The organism is Agromyces luteolus (genome assembly GCF_009729855.1).
In the GTDB taxonomy this organism is placed as follows: Bacteria; Actinomycetota; Actinomycetes; order Actinomycetales; family Microbacteriaceae; genus Agromyces; species Agromyces luteolus.
In genome coordinates this window covers 30,579-51,148 of the sequence record NZ_WODA01000004.1, presented here as the reverse complement: position 1 = coordinate 51,148, position 20,570 = coordinate 30,579, and the positions used below count along the sequence as shown (strand labels likewise).

General features: G+C 73.8%; 15 protein-coding genes. 11 read left to right on the top strand and 4 right to left on the bottom strand.

The features are described 5' to 3' along the window. Window positions 1-142: 142 nt before the first annotated feature. Both GLX25_RS03100 and GLX25_RS03095 read left to right on the top strand, forming a co-directional pair. Window positions 143-4,090, top strand: coding sequence for a Pls/PosA family non-ribosomal peptide synthetase (locus tag GLX25_RS03100; RefSeq protein WP_271192556.1), 3,948 nt, complete (start codon window positions 143-145; stop codon window positions 4,088-4,090). Beyond that, window positions 4,090-5,415, top strand: coding sequence for a M1 family metallopeptidase (locus GLX25_RS03095; RefSeq protein WP_155840754.1), 1,326 nt, complete (start codon window positions 4,090-4,092; stop codon window positions 5,413-5,415). The genes GLX25_RS03100 and GLX25_RS03095 overlap by 1 nt, the downstream gene beginning before the upstream one ends. Here the strand turns inward: GLX25_RS03095 and GLX25_RS03090 are convergent. Then, the gene (locus tag GLX25_RS03090; protein ID WP_155840753.1) at window positions 5,339-6,073 is read right to left on the bottom strand and encodes a hypothetical protein; all 735 of its coding nucleotides are present in this window, start codon (window positions 6,071-6,073) and stop codon (window positions 5,339-5,341) included. The two genes, GLX25_RS03095 and GLX25_RS03090, sit on opposite strands and share 77 nt — an antisense overlap. Window positions 6,074-6,161: 88 nt before the next feature. Between GLX25_RS03090 and GLX25_RS03085 the strand changes: the two genes are divergently transcribed. From GLX25_RS03085 to GLX25_RS03055, 7 genes are all read left to right on the top strand, one after another. Next, window positions 6,162-6,491: a nuclear transport factor 2 family protein gene (locus tag GLX25_RS03085; RefSeq protein WP_155840752.1), complete on the top strand. Its 330-nt coding sequence runs from the start codon at window positions 6,162-6,164 to the stop codon at window positions 6,489-6,491. Between the two features lie 52 nt (window positions 6,492-6,543). Next, a complete protein-coding gene (locus GLX25_RS03080) occupies window positions 6,544-7,164 on the top strand; it encodes a TetR/AcrR family transcriptional regulator (RefSeq protein ID WP_155840751.1) in 621 nt (206 codons plus the stop codon). Between the two features lie 349 nt (window positions 7,165-7,513). Continuing rightward, on the top strand, window positions 7,514-8,311 hold the full coding sequence (locus tag GLX25_RS03075; RefSeq protein WP_155840750.1) for an electron transfer flavoprotein subunit beta/FixA family protein: 798 nt from the start codon (window positions 7,514-7,516) through the stop codon (window positions 8,309-8,311). A gap of 11 nt (window positions 8,312-8,322) precedes the next feature. Then, a complete protein-coding gene (locus GLX25_RS03070) occupies window positions 8,323-9,315 on the top strand; it encodes an electron transfer flavoprotein subunit alpha/FixB family protein (RefSeq protein ID WP_155840749.1) in 993 nt (330 codons plus the stop codon). After that, window positions 9,312-10,733 carry a cytochrome b/b6 domain-containing protein gene (locus tag GLX25_RS03065; protein ID WP_166548398.1) on the top strand — a complete coding sequence of 474 codons (1,422 nt, stop codon included), beginning with the start codon at window positions 9,312-9,314 and terminating at the stop codon, window positions 10,731-10,733. Before GLX25_RS03070 ends, GLX25_RS03065 begins: the two co-directional genes overlap by 4 nt. Then, the gene (locus GLX25_RS03060; protein WP_155840748.1) at window positions 10,730-11,896 is read left to right on the top strand and encodes a phosphotransferase family protein; all 1,167 of its coding nucleotides are present in this window, start codon (window positions 10,730-10,732) and stop codon (window positions 11,894-11,896) included. Before GLX25_RS03065 ends, GLX25_RS03060 begins: the two co-directional genes overlap by 4 nt. 54 nt (window positions 11,897-11,950) lie before the next feature. Further along, on the top strand, window positions 11,951-13,456 hold the full coding sequence (locus GLX25_RS03055) for an aldehyde dehydrogenase family protein (protein WP_166548397.1): 1,506 nt from the start codon (window positions 11,951-11,953) through the stop codon (window positions 13,454-13,456). Between the two features lie 114 nt (window positions 13,457-13,570). Here the strand turns inward: GLX25_RS03055 and GLX25_RS03050 are convergent, their stop codons facing one another. Then, the gene (locus GLX25_RS03050; RefSeq protein ID WP_155840747.1) at window positions 13,571-14,809 is read right to left on the bottom strand and encodes a TetR/AcrR family transcriptional regulator; all 1,239 of its coding nucleotides are present in this window, start codon (window positions 14,807-14,809) and stop codon (window positions 13,571-13,573) included. Between the two features lie 177 nt (window positions 14,810-14,986). Between GLX25_RS03050 and fadD5 the strand changes: the two genes are divergently transcribed. Together fadD5 and GLX25_RS03040 are read left to right on the top strand one after the other, a co-directional pair. Next, window positions 14,987-16,564, top strand: coding sequence for a fatty-acid--CoA ligase FadD5 (fadD5, locus tag GLX25_RS03045; protein WP_155840746.1), 1,578 nt, complete (start codon window positions 14,987-14,989; stop codon window positions 16,562-16,564). 4 nt (window positions 16,565-16,568) lie between these two features. After that, complete coding sequence (locus tag GLX25_RS03040; RefSeq protein ID WP_155840745.1) at window positions 16,569-18,170, top strand: GXWXG domain-containing protein; 1,602 nt, start codon at window positions 16,569-16,571, stop codon at window positions 18,168-18,170. A 181-nt stretch (window positions 18,171-18,351) separates the two neighbouring features. Here the strand turns inward: GLX25_RS03040 and GLX25_RS03035 are convergent, their stop codons facing one another. Beyond that, the gene (locus GLX25_RS03035; protein WP_155840744.1) at window positions 18,352-19,131 is read right to left on the bottom strand and encodes an SDR family oxidoreductase; all 780 of its coding nucleotides are present in this window, start codon (window positions 19,129-19,131) and stop codon (window positions 18,352-18,354) included. Continuing rightward, on the bottom strand, window positions 19,115-20,368 hold the full coding sequence (locus tag GLX25_RS03030; protein ID WP_155840743.1) for an acyl-CoA dehydrogenase family protein: 1,254 nt from the start codon (window positions 20,366-20,368) through the stop codon (window positions 19,115-19,117). Before GLX25_RS03030 ends, GLX25_RS03035 begins: the two co-directional genes overlap by 17 nt. Between the last annotated feature and the right edge of the window lie 202 nt (window positions 20,369-20,570).

Sequence of the window (20,570 nt, the reverse complement as noted above, 5' to 3'; positions counted from 1 at the left end):
TTCGACGGGCAGGGAAACGCAATCCGGCGACGCCGGTGGCACGGATGTGCGGCGCCCGTGTTCACCGGTGCGTCACCCGCGCCGCCTAGCGTGACATCCTGACGTGGAGTGCACCGGCGGCGGCCGGGGAGGGCGAGGCACGGTGACGGACACCCCCGGTCGGATCAGCAGGTCGGCGCTCGCGCCGGAGCCGCGGACGCTGCTCGACGTGCTGCGCGAGACCACGGCGCGCTCGCCCGAGGCATCCGCCATCGAGGACGACCGCGGGGCGCTCAGTTACCGCGAGCTCGTGGCCCGGGTCGACGTCATCGCCGCCCGGCTGCACGAGGTCGGCGTGCGCGGGGGCGACCGCGTGGGCGTGCGCATGTCCTCGGGCTCCCGCGAGCTCTACCTCGCGATCCTCGGCGTGCTCGCCGCGGGGGCCGCCTACGTCCCCGTCGACGCCGACGATCCGGACGAACGTGCAGCCCTGGTGTTCTCCGAGGCGCTGGTCAGCGGCATCCTCACCGATTCGGGCTACGTCACGTCGACCGGTGTCGAGGCGCCGCGCGAGGTCGTGACGGATGCCGCGACCCACCCGAGCACGGCCGCGACGCCGGTGATCCCGCCGCCCGCGCCCGCCGACGACGCGTGGATCATCTTCACGTCGGGCTCGACCGGCACGCCCAAGGGCGTCGCCGTGTCGCACCGCTCGGCCGCCGCGTTCGTCGACGCCGAGGCGCGGCTCTTCCTGCAGGACGAGCCGATCACCGTCGACGACCGCGTGCTCGCGGGCCTCTCGGTCGCGTTCGACGCGTCGTGCGAGGAGATGTGGCTCGCCTGGCGGCACGGCGCGTGCCTCGTTCCCGCCCCGCGGTCGCTCGTGCGCAGCGGCATGGACCTCGGGCCGTGGCTCGCGGCCCGACGCATCACCGTCGTCTCGACCGTGCCGACGCTCGCGGCGCTGTGGCCGGCGGACGCGCTCGACAGCGTGCGGATGCTCATCTTCGGCGGCGAGGCGTGCCCGCCCGAGCTCATCGCACGGCTCGCGGTCGAGGGCCGCGAGGTCTGGAACACGTACGGGCCCACCGAGGCGACGGTCGTGGCCACCGCGGCGATGCTGGGGCCCGGCGACCCGGTGCGCATCGGCGTGCCGCTCGACGGCTGGGACGTCGCGGTCGTCGACGCCGAGGGGGCGCCCGTGGCCGACGGCGAGGTCGGCGAGCTGGTCATCGGCGGCGTCGGGCTGGCCCGCTACCTCGATCCCGCGAAGGACGCCGAGAAGTACGCCCCGATGCCCTCGCTCGGCTGGGACCGCGCGTACCGCAGCGGCGACCTCGTCCGCTTCGACCGGGCGGGGCTCTTCTACCAGGGACGCGCAGACGACCAGGTCAAGGTGGGCGGACGCCGCATCGAGCTCGGCGAGATCGAGGCCGCGCTGCAGGATCTCCCGGGCGTCTCGGGCGCTGCCGCGGCCGTGCGTCGCAGCGCCGCCGGGAACGACGTGCTGGTCGGGTACCTCGCCGTCGCCGAGGGCGCCGGGTTCGACCGGCGCGCCGCCGTGGCGCGCCTCCGCGAGGAGCTGCCCGCGGCGCTCGTGCCGCTTCTCGCCGTCGTCGACGAGCTGCCCGTCCGCACGTCGGGCAAGGTCGACCGCGCCGCGCTGCCGTGGCCGGTCGAGGAGGCGTCGGCCGATGACGCCGACGCGCGCACCGAGGCCGAGCTCGACCCGGTGGCGCACCAGCTCGCCGGCGACTGGCGGTCGGTGCTGGGCCTGACCGTCGAGGAGGCCGACGACGACTTCTTCGACCTCGGCGGCGGGTCGCTCGCGGCCGCGCAGCTCGTGTCGCTCGTTCGCGCCCGGCACCCCGACTTCACGGTCGCCGACGTCTACGCGCACCCGCGGTTCGGGTCGATGGCGGCCGCGCTCGCCGAACGCGCGGACACCGCCTCCGCGGCATCCACGCACACCGTCCCGCGCACGCCGCGTCGGATGCAGCTCCTGCAGACCCTGCTCGGCGTGCCGCTGTTCGTGCTGGGCGGCATCCGCTGGCTGCTCTACGCGCTGACGGCGAGCGCGATCCTGCGGCCGCTCGGCGGGTACGACGTGCTGCCCGAGGTCTCGGTGCCCTGGCTCGTCGTCGGGCTCGTGCTGTTCGTGACCCCGTGGGGGCGGATGGCGATCGCCGTCGTCGTCGCGCGGATCACGCTCGCCGGACTGCGGCCCGGGGACTACCCGCGCGGCGGCTCGGTGCACCTGAGGCTCTGGCTCGCGGAGCAGGTCGCCCACCAGGTCGGCGCCGCGAGCCTCGCGGGAGCGCCGTGGATCAGCTACTACGCCCGCGCGCTCGGCGCGCGCATCGGTCCCGGCGTCGACCTGCACGCGCTGCCGCCGGTGACCGGCATGCTGCGCATCGGCACCGGCGCGTCGGTGGAGCCCGAGGTCGACCTCGCCGGCTACTGGATCGACGGCGACCTCGTGCGGATCGGCGAGATCCGGGTCGGCGCGGGCAGCTCGATCGGAGCGCGCAGCTCGCTCATGCCGGGCGCGCGGATCGGCAAGCGCGCCACCGTCGCACCGGGCTCCGCGGTGTTCGGGCGAGTGCCGGCCGGTCAGGACTGGGCGGGATCGCCCGCCGTGCGGGTCGGCAAGTCCGACGCGTGGTGGCCGGAGGAGCGCCCGCCGCAGCGCACGCGATGGGTGTTCGCGTACGCCCTCTCGTCGCTCCTCGTCTCGTTGCTGCCCATCGCGGCGTTCGTCGCGGCGGGATGGGTCGTGGCCGTCGCGATCCGCGGCGCCGAGACGTTCGCCGACCTCGCGCTCCGGAGCGCCGCGGCGCTCGTTCCCGCGACGCTCGTCGCCGGCGTGGTGCTCGTGCTCCTCGTCGTCGTGTCGGTGCGGCTGCTCGGCGTCGGCCTCGCCGAGGGCGTCTTCCCCGTGCGCAGCCGCGTCGGGTGGCAGGCGTGGTCGATCGAGCGGCTGCTCGACCTCGCGCGCGTGATCCTCTTCCCGATCTACTCGAGCCTGTTCACGCCGATCTGGCTGCGCATGCTCGGCGCCGACGTCGGGCGCGACGTCGAGGCATCCACGGTGCTCTTGCTGCCCGGCATGACGCGCATCGCCGACGGTGCGTTCCTCGCCGACGACACGCTCGTCGCGCCCTACGAGCTCGGCGGCGGCTACGTGCGCATCGCGCACGTCGAGATCGGCGCGCGCGCGTTCCTCGGCAACTCGGGCATGGCGGGCGGCGGCAAGCGCGTGCCGAAGGACGGGCTCGTCGCCGTGCTCTCGGTCGCGCCGCGCAAGGCGAAGGCGGGCACCTCGTGGCTCGGCTCGCCTCCGGTGAAGCTCCGACGGCACGCACAGGAGGTCGAGGCCCGGCGCACGTTCTCTCCGCCGTACGCGCTGCGCTGGGCACGTGCGCTCTGGGAGTTCCTGCGCATCGTGCCCGTGATCGCGACGTGCGGCATCGGGCTCGGCGTGCTCGTGGGCCTCGCCTGGCTCGTCGACGCGCTCGGCGTCGGCTGGGCCATCCTGCTCAGCGGGCCGCTCATGCTCGTCGCGGGCGCCGTCGCCGCCGCGCTCAGCACCGCCGCGAAGTGGGTGCTGCTCGGTCGCATCCGCTCGGGGGAGCATCCGCTCTGGTCGTCGTTCATCTGGCGGAGCGAGGTGTCGGACACGTTCACCGAGATGGTCGCCGCGCCCTGGTTCGCCTCCGCGGCGGCGGGCACGCCCGCGCTCGTGGTCTGGCTGCGAAGCATCGGCGCCCGGATCGGCTCGGGCGTGTGGATCGACAGCTACTGGCTCCCGGAGGCCGACCTCGTGACGCTGGGCGACGCGTCCACCGTGAATCGCGGATGCGTCGTGCAGACGCACCTCTTCCATGATCGAATCATGAGCATGGACGAGGTCGAGATCGAACGGGGCGGCACGCTCGGGCCGCACAGCGTCATCCTGCCCGCGGCGGGGATCGGCGAGGACGCGACCGTCGGCCCGGCCTCACTCGTCATGCGCGGCGAGACGGTCCCCGCGGGCAGCCGCTGGAGCGGCAACCCGATCGGGCCGTGGCGCGCCGTGGTCGTCGGCGACTACCGGCGCGAGAACGCCTGATGGGCTCCGACCGCGCTCCCGGCGCCGCGGCGCCGCACGTCTACCTGCCCCGCTCGGGCTCGACCGACTTCTCGGTCCTGCACTACGACCTCGACCTGCGCTACCGGGTCGCCACGAACCGCCTCGACGCCCGCGCGACGCTGCGGGTGAGGGCGGATGTCGCGCTCCGCTCGATCCACCTCGACCTCGTGCACCTCAGGGCCAAGCGGGTCAAGGTCGACGGTGCCCGGCCGAACCGGTGGACGCAGTCGCAGACCCACCTCACGGTGACACCGTCCGGGCCGGTCGCCGCGGGCGACGAGTTCGAGGTCGAGGTCCAGTACGACGGCATGCCGCGGCCGCGCCGCTCGCGCTGGGGCGCCATCGGCTGGGAGGAACTCGACGACGGGGTGCTCGTCGCCGCCCAGCCGTCCGGCGCGCCGACGTGGTTCCCGTGCAACGACCGGCCCGCCGACAAGGCGACCTACCGGATCCGGATCACGACCGAGGAGGCGTACACGGTGCTCGCCACGGGCGAGCTCGTCGACCACGTCGTCGGCCGCGGCACGGGCACCTGGACGTACGAGGAGCAGGCGCCGACCTCGACGTACCTCGCGACCGTCCAGATCGGGCGCTACACGATGGAACCGCGCCGATCCGCGGGAATCGACTGGACACTCGCGTACCCCGTGGCGATCGCGCGCCGCGTGCTGCACGACTTCGCCCCGGTCGGCCGCATGCTCGAGGTCTTCCAGGAGCTGTTCGGACCGTACCCGTTCCCGACGTACACCGTCGTCGTCACCGAGGACCCGCTCGAGATCCCGCTCGAGTCGCAGGGCATGGCGACGTTCGGCTCGAGCCACGCCGACGGGCGGAGCGGATCGGAGCGGCTGATCGCGCACGAGCTCGCGCACCAGTGGTTCGGCAACAGCGTCGGCGTCGCGCACTGGGGCGACATCTGGCTCAACGAGGGCTTCGCGTGCTACGCGGAGTGGCTGTGGTCGGAGGCGGCGGGGCACGCGAAGGCCGACACGCTCGCGCACCGCGCGCACGCGATGCTCTCACGGCTGCCGCGCGACCTCGTGCTCGGCGATCCCGGGCCCGACCTGATGTTCGACGACCGCGTCTACAAGCGCGGCGCATGCCTGCTGCACGCGCTCCGGCTCGCGATGGGCGACGAGGCGTTCTTCGCGCTGCTGCGCGGCTGGACCTCGGCGCGACGCCACGGCGTGGCGTCCACCGCCGACTTCCGCGAGTTCGCCGCCGGGTTCACGGATGCCGCGCTGGACGACCTGTTCGACGCGTGGCTCCTCGCACCGAGCCTGCCTCGCCTGCCGGCGCGCTGAGTCCCGCGGGCGCGGGACCCTCGGCGGCGGCGGCCCCCTCCGCCCACGCGACGGCGACGACGCAGCCCGAGCGATCGCGCCGCACCCGGAGCCGGTAGCGCGCGTCGCGATCGGCGACCCGGCCCCGACGACGGCCGACGCCGAGCACGACCTCGCTCGGGTCGACCCGCAGCCCCCGGCCGTCCGCCTTGAGGATCGCCTCGACGGCGGTCCAGTCGGCGAGCGGTGCGAGGCTCCGACGGCCGAGCACGTCGCGGACGGCGGCCAGTCTGGCCGGGGCGGTGGAGCGCGGCTCGGCGTCGACGCCGACGGGCACCGCGGCGGCGACCGCGAACGCCACGCCCGCGGCGTGCGCGATCGACACGTGCACGGGTGCGGATGCCCCGACGACGACGGGACGGCCGTGCGGCCCGCCGCAGGCCGGGCACACGGCGTCGACGATGAGGTCGTCGGACGTCGACCCGGTCCAGCGCGCGGCCGCGAGGAGGGCGGCGGCGCGCCCGGCGAGCAACCGTCCGGCGTCGTCCGGCCGCGCGGCGACGAGCCGGGCCCGGTCGCTCGGCCCGAGCCGCTCGCGCGTCGCCACCGGCGCCGCTCCGTGGGCGACGGTCGCGAGCGAATACGCGGTGCCGCTCGCGATGACCCGGCCGATCCCCATGGGCCGAGTCTGAACCGGGCCGCGAGGCCCGTCAAACGCGGCGGGGCGAAGGGCTGCGGCACGCGGCATCCGGTCGTATCGTGGCCCCATGTCCGACACCGCCATGCCCGACGCCATCCGGGCGTTCGTCGACACCACGAACGCCGGCGACTCCGAGGGGTTCGTCGCCGCGTTCACCGACGACGCGTACCTCAACGACTGGGGCCGCGAGTTCCACGGCCGCGACGGCGTCGCGAGCTGGAACGAGACAGACAACATCGGCAAGCGATCGCACTTCGACGTGCACGGCATCAGGGCGGGGCGGATGCCGGAGCAGTACCTGCTCACCCTGACCGTGTCCGGCGACGGCTACAACGGGCCGGGCACCTTCACGTTCGACCTGCGCGACGGGCTGATCGCGCGGTTCCTCATCGCGTAGCGCGTCCGTTAGGCTGCGGCGCGTGCGTCGAGGCACCGCGCAGGGGAGGGCCATGTCGGAGGAAGCGAACGGGTCCGCTCGTCGTCCGGTGCAGGAGCGCGCGGTGCGCACGCAGGCCGCGATCCTGGATGCCGCGGTGCAGGTGCTCGCCGAGGAGGGCTACGCCGCGGCGACGACGGTGCGCGTCCAGGAGCGGGCCGGCGTCTCGCGCGGCCGGCTGCTGCACCACTTCCGTTCGCGCAACGAACTGCTCGTCGCCGCGGTGCACCACCTCGCGGCGGCGCGGCTCGACGAGCTGCTGGTCGAGGTCGATCTGCCAGAGGAGCCCGGCGCGCGCATCGACGCCGCGATCGGGGCGATGTGGTCGTCGAACGGGCAGCCGGTCTACCTCGCCTCGCTCGAGCTCTGGCTCGCGGCCCGCCACGACGAGGGCCTCCGCGAGGCGCTGCTGCCGACCGAGCGGCGGATGGGCGGCATCCTGCTCGAGATCCAGCAGCGGCTCTTCGGGCCGGAGCTGTCGGCCCGGCCGGCGTTCGCCCCGCTGATGGAGCTGCTCGTCACGAGCATGCGCGGCACCGCGATGACGTACGCGATCACGGGCGCCGACCCGGCGAGCGAGCCGAACCTCGCGCTGTGGCGCGCGCTCGCGCGCGAGCAGCTGCTCGGCGGCTGAGCCGGGGCCGGGTGGGCCGGCGCGCGGGCGCGGCGGGCCGGTGGGGCGGGCCGGGCCGGTGGGCACTCCGGCCACCTCGCGCGCGAAAGCAGGATGAGACGCGGCATCCGGCCGGTATCGCGCCTTTCGGGCCGCTCATCCTGCGAACTCGACCCGGTGCTCCGGCCACCTCGCGCGCGAAAACAGGATGAGACGCGGCATCCGGTCGGTGGGGCACCTCTCGGGCCGCTCATCCTGCGAACTCGACCGAACCAAAAAAGTCAGACTTGACTGTTCTGCGATCACTGATCAGAATGTCGTCGTACCGACCCGGCCGCCGCCGGGCTGATCCGCGAAGGAGCGATCGACGATGAGGATCCTCGTCCTGGTGAAGGACGTTCCCGACACCTACGGCGACCGGCGGCTCGACCTCGAGACCGGACTCGCCGACCGCGAGGCGGGCGAGCGCGTCGTCGACGAGATCGGCGAGCGCGCCCTCGAGGTCGCTCTGCGCCACGCCGACGAGCACCCGGACACCGAGGTCGTCGCCGTGACGATGGGCGCCGGGCCCGCGGCATCCGGCCTGCGCAAGGCGCTCGCGATGGGTGCTGCACGCGCCGTGCACGTGGTCGACGAGGCGCTGCTCGGCGCCGACCTCGTGCTCACGGCCGAGGTCCTCGCGGCGGCCGCGCGCCGCACGGGATTCGACCTCGTGATCGCGGGCGACCAGTCGACCGACGGCTCGGGCGGGGTCGTCCCCGCGATGATCGCCGAGTTCCTCGACGTGGCGCAGGCCACGCGCCTCGAGTCCGTCGAGATCGCCGACGGCACGGTCGCCGGCGTTCGCGCGACCGACGGCGGCACTGCGCGCGTGACGGCCGAACTGCCCGCCGTGATCTCGATCACCGAGCGCCTGCCCGACCCGCGCTTCGCGAACTTCAAGGGCATCATGGCGGCGAAGAAGAAGCCGCTCGAGACGCTCTCGCTCGCCGACCTCGACCTCGACCTCGACCGAGCGGATGCCACGACCGCGCGCTCGATCATGATCGCGATCTCGGAGCGCCCGCCCCGGTCGGGCGGCACGAAGATCACCGACGAGGGCGACGCCGGCGAGCAGCTCGCCGCATTCCTCGTCGAGCACCGTCTCGTCGAGGACCGGCTCGCCTGATGGAGACCCCGATGCCCGAACAGCCCGACACCACGATCCTCGTCCTCCTCGACACGACGCTCGACGGCGGCCTCGCGCCGACCGCGACCGGCCTCCTCGGCGCTGCGGCCGGCGTCGGCACGCCGATCGCGCTCGTGATCGCACCGGCCTCCGGCGACGGCGATGCGCTGGCGGTTGCCGCGGCCCGCCTCGGCGCGATGCGCGTACTCGTCGCACGTCCCGACGACCCGTCGCAGCTCGCCGTTCCCGCGGTCGACGCGCTCGCCGCGGCGACGGAGCTGGTCCGCCCCGACGCGGTGCTCGTGTCGCACTCGATCGAGGGTCGTGAGGTCGCCGCCCGCTTCGCGGCGCGCACCCGCTCGGGTCTCGCGGTCGACGCGGTCGCGGTCTCGCGCGACGACGAGGGCGTGGTCGCGCACCACTCGGTCTACGGCGGCGCGTACGACGTGGCGTCGGCCGTCACCTTCGGCGCGCCCGTCATCACGGTCCGCATCGGCGCGATCGACACCCGGGCGGAAGCGCAGCCGCCGCGGTCCGAGCCGCTCGCGGTCGCGGCATCCGGCCGCCGTGCGGCCACCGTCGAGTCGGTCGAGGCGCGCATCGTCGAGACCGGACGCCCCGAGCTGCGCGGCGCCGCGAAGGTCGTCTCGGGCGGGCGCGGCCTCGGCTCCGAGGAGCGGTTCGCGCTCGTCGAGCAGCTCGCCGATGCGCTGGGCGCCGCCGTCGGCGCCTCCCGCGCGGCCGTCGACGCGGGCTTCGTGCCGCAGAGCCAGCAGGTCGGGCAGACCGGCGTCTCGGTCTCGCCGCAGCTCTACGTCGCGCTCGGCATCTCGGGCGCCATCCAGCATCGCGCCGGCATGCAGACGGCGAAGACGATCGTCGCGATCAACACCGACGCCGACGCCCCGATCTTCGAGATCGCGGACTTCGGCATCGTGGGCGACGTCTTCGAGGTCGTGCCGCAGCTCATCACCGCCCTCGAGACGAGGAAGGTGCTCGCGTGACCACGACCCGGACGCCCGTCCGGCGGGGACTGCCCCGTCGCGCAGGCGGAGAGCCGTGGCCGCCGTCGAGCTTCGAGCCCGAGAGCGCGGCGGTGGCAATGGCGGTCGCGGCGGCGAGCGAGGCGATGACGGATGCTGTGGCGGCGGTGATCACGTCCGCCGCACCCGCACTGCCGGTCGGCCCGATCGCCGACGTCGGAGTCGTCCCGGGCGTCCGCGACGCGCAGGACCCGGTCCCCGCTGCGGTCGACGCGGTACCGACGAGCGCACGGGCGCTCCGCCGCGGCCTCCCGCGCCGCGCGGGCGCCGAGCCGTGGCCGCCGGCGGGCTTCGCGCCCGCTGACGCGGTGCCCGAGGCGGTGGCCTCCGCCGAGCCGGATCAGCCGCTGGTCGGTGCCGCGTCCGTCGCGCCCACGGCAGCCGAGCCCGCCGCACCGGCGCCCGCCCCCGCCGCACCGCCCGTCGCCGCGGCATCCGCCACCGCCACGACGACCCCGGCCCCCGCGCCGCCCGCGGCCCCCGACGCATCCGCCCCCGCCCGCCCCTGGGCTCGCTGGGCGCTCGCCGCCGTCGGCCTCGTCCTTCTCGCCGTCGCCGTCGTGCTCGTCGCCCGCTGGATGCGCACGCTCGACGGCGTGCGGGCGTTCCTCGCCGCCTATCCGGGCGAGGCGCCCATGCCCGCGGACGCGCCCGTCGGCTTCCCGGCGTGGCTGGCGTGGCAGCACTTCTTCAACGTGTTCCTCATGCTGCTGATCGTGCGGTCGGGCTGGCAGGTGCGCCGCGAACGGCGGCCCGCCGCGTACTGGACCCCGCGCTGGAACCCGGCGCGCAAGATCAGCCTGAACCTCTGGTTCCACCAGTCGCTCGACCTGCTCTGGCTCGTCAACGGCGTCGCGTTCGTGATCCTGCTCTTCGCGACCGGGCAGTGGATGCGGATCGTGCCGACGAGCTGGGAGGTCATCCCGAACGCGATCTCGGCCGCACTGCAGTACGCCTCGCTCGACTGGCCGACCGAGAACGGCTGGGCGCACTACAACGGCCTGCAGCAGCTCGCCTACTTCGCGACGGTGTTCGTCGCGGCGCCGCTCGCGGCGATCACGGGCGTGCGGATGTCGGGACTCTGGCCCGCACGCGCGACGACGCTGAGCCGCATCTACCCGGTCGAGGTCGCGCGCGCGATCCACTTCCCCGTGATGCTGTACTTCGTCGCGTTCGTCGTCGTGCACGTCGCGCTCGTGCTCGCGACCGGCGCGCTCCGCAACCTCAACCACATGTACGGCGGCCAGGACGCCGTGAACTGGGTCGGCTTCGCCGTGTTCGCGGGGTCGCTCCTCGTCATCGCCGCCGCGTGGGTCGCCGCACGGCCGCTCGTGCTCGCGCCCATCGCGGGCCTGTTCGGACGGGTGAGCAACCGATGAGCGTGCACGAGACCGAGCAGGCGCCCGAGACCGAGCCCGAGGTCGACGCCGGCCCGCACCTGTCGTCGGAGCCCGACGGCCGCGACGTCGTCGCGACGGCGGCCGAGGCATCCGCCCTCGCCTCGCCGCCGCTGCTCGTGCTCGACACCGTCGCCCGCCACCTCGACGAGCACGGCATCGGCGCGGGCCCGATCGAGTGGGCTCGCATCGGCGACGGGCAGTCGAACGTGACGTTCCTGCTCCGCCGAGGCGACGCCGAGGTCGTGCTGCGACGCGGGCCGCGCCCGCCGCTGCCGCCGTCGGCGCACGACATGCTGCGCGAGGCGCGCATCCAGCGACTGCTGCACGCCGAGGGCTACCCGGTCGCCGAGATCCTCTCGACGTGCGAGGACACGGAGCCGCTCGGCGTGCCGTTCTACGTCATGGGCTACCTGCGCGGCGACGTCGTCACCGACTCGCTGCCCGGACGGTTCGACGATCCGGCGCAGCGCGCGCGGTTGGCGGATGCCGCGGTCGAGGCGCTCGCCCGACTGCACGCGATCGACGTCACGACCGGCCCGCTCAGCGGGTTCGGCCGTCCCGACGGCTACCTCGGGCGCCAGGTGTCGCGGTTCCGGGGGTTGTGGGGCACGGTCTCGCGGCGGGAGCTGCCGCTCGTCGACGCGGTCGCCGACCGGCTCGCCGCCGCGCTGCCGGCGACGGCGCGCCCGGCGCTCGTGCACGGAGACTTCCGCCTCGGCAACCTCATGTTCACGGCCGACGCGACGCCGACGGTCGGCGCCGTGCTCGACTGGGAGATGTCGACGCTCGGCGACCCGCTCGCCGACCTCGGCTACCTCGCGGCCACGTGGAGCGAGCCCGGCTCGCCTGCGACCACCATGGAGCTCTCGCCCGTGACCCGGCTCGACGGCTTCCCCGACCGGGCCGGCCTCGTCGAGCGCTACGCGCGGCTCACGGGCGCCGACGCCGGCGCGCTGCCCTGGTACCAGGCACTCGCGCTCTGGAAGTCCGCGATCTTCAGCGAGGCGATCTACACGCGCTGGCGCGCGGGCGAGCGGCCGGACGACACGACGTTCGCGCCGCAGCTCGAGGCGGGCGTGCCGCAGTTGCTCGAGGTGGCATCCGGCTATCTCGATCTTGTGCCGAGGGTCACCTCGGCGTAGTGTGAACCAAGATTCACTTCTTGGTTCGGTTCATTCAACGACGAAGGGACGGCCGTGACACTCATCGCCGACGGGCCCACCGCCACACAACTCACCACCACCGACCCGCGCGACGGCTCGGCCATCGCGACCTACCCGGTCGCCGGGCCCGCCGACGTCGACCGTGCCGTCGCCTCCGCGGCGAACGTCGCCACCTGGTGGCGCGAGCAGGGCTTCGCCGGGCGCAGGAAGCTCCTCCAGGCATGGAAGGCCGAGATCGCCTCGGACGCCCGCGAACTCGCGTCGGTCATTTCGCGCGAGACGGGCAAGACGCCGGATGACGCGCTGCTCGAGGTCGTGCTCACCCTCACGCACCTCGACTGGGCGTCCAAGAACGCCGGAAAGGTGCTCCGCCGCCGCAAGGTCGCCGCGGGCCTCGCCAACTACAACCAGGCCGCGAGCGTCGGCTACGAGCCGTTCGGCGTCGTCGGCGTCATCGGCCCGTGGAACTACCCGTTCTACACGCCCATGGGGTCGATCGGGTACGCGCTCTCGGCCGGCAACGTGGTGGTGTTCAAGCCCAGCGAGCTCACGCCCGCCACCGCCAAGTGGATCGAGGAGGCCTGGAACCGCGTCGCCCCCGACCGGCCCGTGCTCCAGGTCGTGGTCGGCGACGGTGCGACGGGCGAGGCGCTCGCGTCATCCGCCGTCGACAAGGTCGCCTTCACGGGCTCGCCCGGCACGGCCCGCAAGGTCATGGCCGCGGCCGCGCGAAACCTCACCCCGATCGTGGTCGAGGCCGGCGGCAAGGACGCCATGATCGTCACGCGGCAGGCCGACCTCGACGCGGCCGTCGGCTTCGCCGTGTTCGGCGGCATGGGCAACGCCGGCCAGACCTGCGCGGGCGTCGAGCGCGTCTACGTCGAGGCGCCCGTCTACGACGCGTTCATGCAGAAGCTGGTCGCTTCCGCGGCCCGCCTGCAGCCCGGCCCCGAGGCATCCGCCAGCTACGGACCGATGACGCTCGCCCGCCAGTCCGAGGTCATCTCGTCGCAGATCGCCGGCGCGCTCGAGCGAGGCGCGACCGCCGTGCTCGGCGGCGCCGACTCGGTGAAGGACGGCTACGTGGGCCCGGTGATCCTCACCGGCGTGCCGGACGACTGCGCCGTCGTGCAGGAGGAGACGTTCGGTCCTGTGCTCGTGGTCGACCTCGTGAAGGACGTCGACGAGGCGATCGCCAAGTCGAACGCCACCGAGTACGGCCTCTCCGCGTCGGTCTTCACCAAGGATCACCACGCCGGCCTCGAGATCGCCGAGCGCCTGCGGTGCGGCGCCGTGAGCATCAACTCGGTGCTCGGGTTCGGCGGCATCCCCGGGCTGCCGTTCGGCGGCCGCGGCGAGTCGGGCTTCGGCCGCATCCACGGCGCCGACGGGCTGCGCGAATTCAGCGTGGCGAAGTCGATCGCCGTGCAGAAGAGCAAGGCGTTCATCGACCTGCTCACCATGGACCGTTCGGAGCGCGACATGCACCTCGCGGAGCGGATGCTGCACATGCTGCACGCCAAGGGGAAGAAGGGCTGACGAGGTCGCACCCCGCCGACGCGGTCGCCCGACGGGCGGCCGCGTCGGCGTGTTGGCGGGGCCTCAGCCGTGGGTCCAGGGGTACCGGCGGGTCGTGCGGTGGCGATCCGGCGACTACGCCGGCGCGTCGCGCACGCCGAGCGCGGCCCGCACGATCGCCGCGACCCGGGCGCGCGTCGACGGCGCGTTGTCGAAGTGCACGATCCGGCCGATGTCGACCACGACGTTGAGGCCCGCGTGCACGCGCACGCGTGCCGCGCTCGTCGACAGGTCGGGTCGGGCCGTGCGCAGCAGCGACACCCACTCGTCGACGTGCCGGCGCTGGATGCCGCGGAGGCGCTCCTGCTCGGCGTCGGGCAGCGCGCCCACGTCGGAGAAGTAGACGCTCATCAGCTCGCGGTGCGTGAAGCTGTGCGCCACGTAGGCGTCGACCAGGCGGTGCAGGGCCTCGTCGGGGGATGCCGCGCCCTCGAGCGCGTCGGCGGTCGTGGCGTTCAGGCGCTCCGACGCGCGGACGCAGGCCTCGAGCAGCAGTTCGGACTTGCTCTCGAAGTACCGGTAGAACCCTGACGGCGTGAGCCCGACCGCGGCGCTGATGTCCTCGATGCCGGTGTCGTGGTAGCCGTCGCGATGGAACAGCGCGAGCGCCTCGCGCACGATGAGCTCGCGCTTGGACGAGCTCGGGATGCCCGCGGCATCCGTCTCGGCACCGCGGTCGGGTCGGGGGAGGTGACTCGCGGCCACATCGTCGGCGCACTCGAGGAGGAGGTCGGCGAGCGTGCGGCGGGCCAGGCTCACGTGGTGCGAGGTGATGCTCGCGACCACGCTGAGCGCCGCCGCGGCGAGCAGGCGCGCGTCGTCGTCGGGCAGGCCCGGCCGCATGCGCTCGAGCGGTCGCCGCACGCGGCCCGCGAGCTCGGCGAACTCGTCCTGCAACTGCCGGCGGTCGTCGGGCTCGAGGTATCGGCCCTCCCAGCGGTAGAGCCCGCCGGTCAGCCGGTTGTCTATGGTCGTCTCGACGATGGCCGAGACGATCGCGTCGTACTCGGCCCTCGCGGTCCCGGCGTCGCCGGCGTCGTCGGCGTGCTCGGCGACGAGCTCGTCGGTCGCCTCGATCAGGCCGTGCGCGAGCCGGTTCGCCGCGTCGAGGAAGAGCGCGTACTTGTTCGGGAAGTGCCGGTAGAGCGCCGGGGCGGAGATGCCGACGGCCGCGGCGACCTCGCCCAGGCTGACCTGGTGGAACCCGCGCTCGGAGAACAGGGTCGCGGCGGCCATGGCGATCTGCTGGCGCCGGTCCTTCGGCCTGAGCCGGCGAACCCCTGCGTCCGCGGTCGGCGCCCCCATCGTGCCCATCACCACAGGCTATCGCAGGCCCGGCCTCCGGGCGCCGTGAACGAGCGTTCACAAGTCGTGTGAATTGAAATTAACAAAATCCGTGACATCCGGCTCGCGGCGAGGCATACTGGCATCACCTGAGCCATCGGGCCCGAACCCGGCGGCGGTACAGCGAAGTACGGAAGGGATCCCCGAATGAGCACCGAAGCCCCCGTCATCCCGCGGTCGGCACGTCGCAACCACTGGATGAACCAGGTCGCGATCCACGCGTCGAACCAGCCCGACGGCCTCGCCTTCCGCTACCTGGGTCGCGACTGGACCTGGTCGCAGGTCCACGACCGCGTCACGCACCTCGCGGCCGCGCTGCGTCGCCGCGGGGTCGCAGAAGGCGACCGGGTGCTGCTGCTGACGCTGAACAGCCCCGAGGTCGTCGAGACGGTCTTCGCGGTCAACACGCTCGGCGCGATCGCGGTGCCGATCAACATCCGGCTCACGCCGCCCGAGATCGCGTACATCGTCGACGACGCCGACGCCTCGGTGATCGTCGTCGACGCGCCGCTCGCGCCGGTCGTGGGCGTCGTCGGGCAGTTCACCTCGCGCATCGAACGCGTCATCGTGCTCGGCACCCAGGCCGGCGAGGGGCAGGAAGCCCTGGAGGACCTGATCGCGGAGGACCTCGACGGGTTCCAGGCGCCCGACATCCCCGAGGATGCCACGGCGCTCATCATGTACACCTCGGGCACGACCGGTCGCCCGAAGGGCGCGATGCTCGACCACATCAACCTCTACGCCCAGGCGATCACCTGCATCCGGGCGAACGGCGTCGTCGACGAGTCCGACATCGCGTTCATGACCGCGCCGCTGTTCCACATCGCCGGCCTCGGCTCGATCGCGCCGAACTTCATCATCGGCATCCCGACGATCATCCACCCGCTCGGGGCGTTCGATCCCGCCGCGATCGTCGACGCGTGGGAGAAGGAGCGCGCGACCATCGTCTTCAACGTGCCGCAGCAGTGGCAGGCGATCTGCGCCCTGCCGGGCATCAAGGACCGCGACCTCGCGCTCCGCATCATCAGCTGGGGCGCCGCGCCCGCAAGCGACACGCTGCTCCGGCAGATGGAGGAGACGTTCCCGGACGCCCTGAACACCGCAGTCTTCGGCCAGACCGAGATGTCGCCGATCACGTGCGTGCTCCGCGGGCCCGACTCGCTGCGGAAGCTCGGCTCCGTCGGCAAGCCGATCCCGACCATCCAGACGCGCGTCGTCGACGACGACATGAACGACGTCGCTCCGGGCCAGGTCGGCGAGATCATCTACCGCGGCCCGACCATGATGAAGGGCTACTGGCGCAAGCCGGCCGAGACGGCCGAGGCCTTCGAGGGCGGCTGGTTCCACTCGGGCGACCTCGTCCGCCAGGACGAGGAGGGCTTCGTCTGGGTCGTCGACCGCAAGAAGGACATGATCATCTCGGGCGGCGAGAACGTCTACTGCGCCGAGGTCGAGAACGTGCTCGCGTCGCACCCGCACGTGGCCGACGTCGCCGTCTACGGACGCGCGGACGAGCGCTGGGGCGAGGTGCCCGTCGCGGCGGTCGTGCTCGTGCCCGGGACCGAGCTCACCGTCGAGGGGCTCGGCGTGTTCCTCGCCGACAAGCTCGCGCGGTTCAAGCAGCCCAAGCACGTCGTGGTCATGGAGGTCCTGCCGCGGAACGCGGGCGGCAAGGTGAACAAGGTCGCGTTGCGCGCCGCGGACCGAGAGCCCGCGCAGGTCTAGGGCCATGACCGCGGCAGTGGCCGCGCTCGTCCGCGAGCGCGGCGGATCCGTCACGCTCTCGGACGTGACCCTCCGAGCGCCCGGCGACGAGGAGATCACCGTACGGGTGATGGCCTCGGGCGTGTGCCCGACCGACATGTTCGGCATCGACGGCGGCGCCGGCGACCGGTTCCCCGCGGTGTTCGGGCACGAGGGCGCCGGGGTCGTGGAGGCGGTCGGCGCGGGCGTGGAGACACTCCGGCCCGGCGACCGCGTCGCGCTCGGCTTCGCGTCGTGCCGCGAGTGCGCCGCCTGCCTCGACGGGCACCCCGCGTACTGCGCGCTCTTCGCGGCCCTGAACCAGGCTGCGCCCGTCGACGTCGTCGAGGCGGGGGAGCCGGTGACGACGGGCTGGATGGGCCAGTCGGCCTGGTCGACCCACGTCGTCGTCCTCGCGTCGAGCGCGGTCGCGATCGGCGAGGACGTGCCGTGGGCCGTGGCCGCGACGCTCGGCTGCGGCGTGCTGACGGGCGCCGGCGCCATCCTGAACGTGCTGCGCCCCGGGCCCGCGGACTCGCTCCTCGTCATCGGAGCCGGAACCACCGGCCTCGCGGCGGTCATGGCGGCGCGGCACCGCGGGCTCGCCCGGATCGTCGTGAGCGACCCGATCCCGGCGCGTCGAGAGCTCGCGCTCGAGCTCGGGGCGACCGAGGCCCACTCGCCCGACGCGCTCGACGCGGCGCTCCGGGGTCGCCCGCAGTTCGAGGCGGTGCTCGACACCGTCGGCTCGCAGGACGCCGTCGACGTCGCGCTCGGCGCGCTCGCGGCACGCGGCACGTGCGCGACGGTGGCCCTCAAGCCCGGATCGAACCGGGTCACGGTCGCGCAGTCGAAGCTGCTCCGGGGTCGCACGATCACTGGCGTCATCGAGGGCGACGCCGACATCGCGCGCGACCTGACGATGCTCGAGGCGATGTGGCGGGCCGGGCGCCTGCCCGTCGAGCAGCTGATCTCGCCCTACGAGTTCGCCGACGTCGACGCCGCGGTCGGCGCCGCGCGCAGCGGGCGTTCGATCAAGCCGGTGCTGCGGATGTCGCGTGCCGACGCCGACGGCGAGGTGGATCGGCGGACGACCCCGCCGCGCTCACCGTGCGACCTGCTCGTCCGGCTGCTGTCGGGTCGGGTCCCGGAGGGCGACCTCCCCGCCCTGTGGCGGTCGCTCCCCGCCGTCGAGCCGGCAGACCTGCGCGGGCTCTGGCGCGGCACTGGCCTCAGCACGGGTCACGCCGCCCACCGCCTGCTCACGCGCAGCCGGTGGTACGGCAAGCTGTTCCGCTCCGACGACGACGTCGCCCCCATCGTCTGCGAGACGGATGCCGGCAGCCTGGCGGCCGACCCCGCCATGGCGAAGGGCGGAGCGAGCCTTCGCCGGATGTCCCACGACGGCCTCGTCACGGCCGCGATGGCCTACGACGGGCAGCCGATCATCGACTGCTTCGTGCGGCTCTCACCCGACGCCGTGCTCGGCGTCATGACCGGTCGCGGCACCGCCGACGCGGGCCGCAGCTACTACTTCGTGCTCGAACGGGACGATGACCGCGACGTCGCGATCGCCGAACCCGCCTGAGCCGATCCGGGCCGGGTGGACGCACCGACCACCCGACCCGTACCACCCGCGCACCCTGCACCGCGCACCCGCGCGGCCATCGTGCAGATCGGAGGAGATTCGGTGCGACACGCCTGCGCCAGGCCCGAGTGGGCGGCGTGTCGGGGCGAAACTCCTCCGCAGTGAACGCCCTGCGCGCGGCTCAGGCGCCGCGGAGCCCGCCGCCCGCGCGATGCACGGCCAGGACCGGCACGGCGGCGTTGCGCGACAGGCGCGTGAGCGAGACGGCGAGCTCGGCGACATCCGCGGCCCGGATCATCTCGGACGCCGGGATCTCGTCGTGCTTCCACGCGGCCATGTCGGTGTCGACGTAGCCGGGGCAGATCGCGGTGGCGCTGACGCCGTTCGCGCCCTCCTCGGCGCACAGCGCCTCGCACAGCGAGACGACCGCGGCCTTGGTGGCGCTGTACGCGGCGAGCCCGGGCTCGGCCATGAGGCCCGCGAGCGAGGCAATGGCGATGACGCGTGCGCCGCGCGGGTCGGATGCCGCGGTCTCGCGCAGCAGCGGCAGCGCCGACGAGAGCAGCGCGAACGTGCCGCGGACGTTCAGCGTGTAGTGCTTGTCGACGCGGCGGAGCGGCGTCTCGGCGATGCGGCTGCCGTGCCCCATTCCGGCGTTCATGACGAGCGCGTCGAGGCGCCCCCACCGCTGCTCGTGCGCGGCGAGCAGCCGGTCGAGGTCGTCGGGCTCCGAGGCGTCGGCGGCGACCGCGATCACGTGCGCGCCCGAGGCGGCGAGCTCGGCGGCCGCGGCCTCGAGCGGTTCGGGCGAGCGCGCGGAGAGCGTGAGGGCGAAGCCGTCGGCCGCGAGCGCGCGGGCGATCTCGAGGCCGATGCCGCGCGAGCCGCCCGTGATGAGGGCCGCGCGGGGTGCGGCGGTGCCGGCGTCGGCGCGAGCCGGGGCGTCATCGTGCGAGGTCATGGCGAAGTCCCTTCCCGTGCGCGCTCACGGCGCGCTTGGCGATCGACCAGCGATGCGTCTCGCTCGATCCGTCGTAGATGCGGAACGGGCGCACCTCGCGCCAGTACCGCGAGAGCAGCAGTTCGTCGGAGACGCCCTGGCCGCCCGCGAGCTGCACCGCGCGGTCGACGATGCGCCCGACGGCCTCGGCCACGAAGGTCTTCGCGATCGACGAGGCCGTGCCGGCGTCGGCTCCGGCGGCATCGCCGGCGTCGAGCACGCGCGCGGTCTCGCGCACGACCGCGCGTGACGCCGCGAGGTCGATCTCGTTGTCGGCGAGATGCTGCTGCGTGAGGCCGAGATCGGCCAGGCGCGCACCGAATCCCCGCCGGTCCGACACGTGGGCGAGTGCGAGGTCCTGTGCGCGGCCGGCGAGTCCGAGCCAGCGCATGCAGTGCGTCAAGCGGGCGGGCGCGAGGCGAACCTGCGCCGCCGCGAACCCGCCGTCGACCTCGCCCAGGACGGCGTCGTCGGGGACGAGGCATCCGTCGAACCGCAGCAGGCTGTGCCCGCCGTAGAGGCCGGCGTCGATCGTGTGCACGTCGCGCACGAGCTCCATGCCCGCGGCGCCGCCCTCGACGAGGAACATCGTCGCGCCGCCCGCCTCACCGGGTTCGCCCGAGGTGCGCGCGAGCACGATCACGACGCCCGCATCGCGCGCGCCGGTGATGAACCACTTCTCGCCCGAGATGCGCCACCCGCCCGGCACCTTCTCGGCCGTCGTCGCGAGCGCGCGGGGGTCGCTGCCCGCCCCGGGGGGCGGCTCGGTCATCGCGAACGCGGAGTGGATCTCGCCGGCGGCGAGCGGGCGGAGCCAGCGTTCCTGCTGATCGGGCGATGCGGCGTGGAGCAGCAGGTGCATGTTGCCCTCGTCGGGCGCCTGGATGTTCAGGGCGAGCGGGCCGAACAGCGAGTACCCGGCGGCCTCGAACACGGCGGCCTGGTCGAGCGCGGTGAGCCCGTGCCCGCCCCACTCGGCGGGGAGGTGGGGGACCAGGAGGCCCGCCGCGCGGGCGGCGGCGCGCAGCCCGTCGCGGAGTTCGCGGTCACGGGCGTCGACGCCCCCGCCGTGGCCGGAGCCCTCGACGTGGTGGTGGGCGACGCCGCGTGCGGCCTCCTCGACGGGGATCACCTCGTCGCGGACGAAGTCGCGCACGCGGTGCACGAGTCGGTCGATGCTGGGCGGCTCGTGGTCCATTCGCTTCCTCGCGACTCCGGGGTGCCGGCGGCGCGGCATCCGTCTTCTCATCGGGATTAGAAAATCCGTCGCCCCGATTCTGCGGCAGATTCGAGCGCCGGGCAAGCGTCTCCGACCACATTTTCTAATCCAGTGTAGAAAATGAGGGCGGATGGACGTACACTCGACCTGCACGGGGAACACCCACGAGATCGAGGGAGAT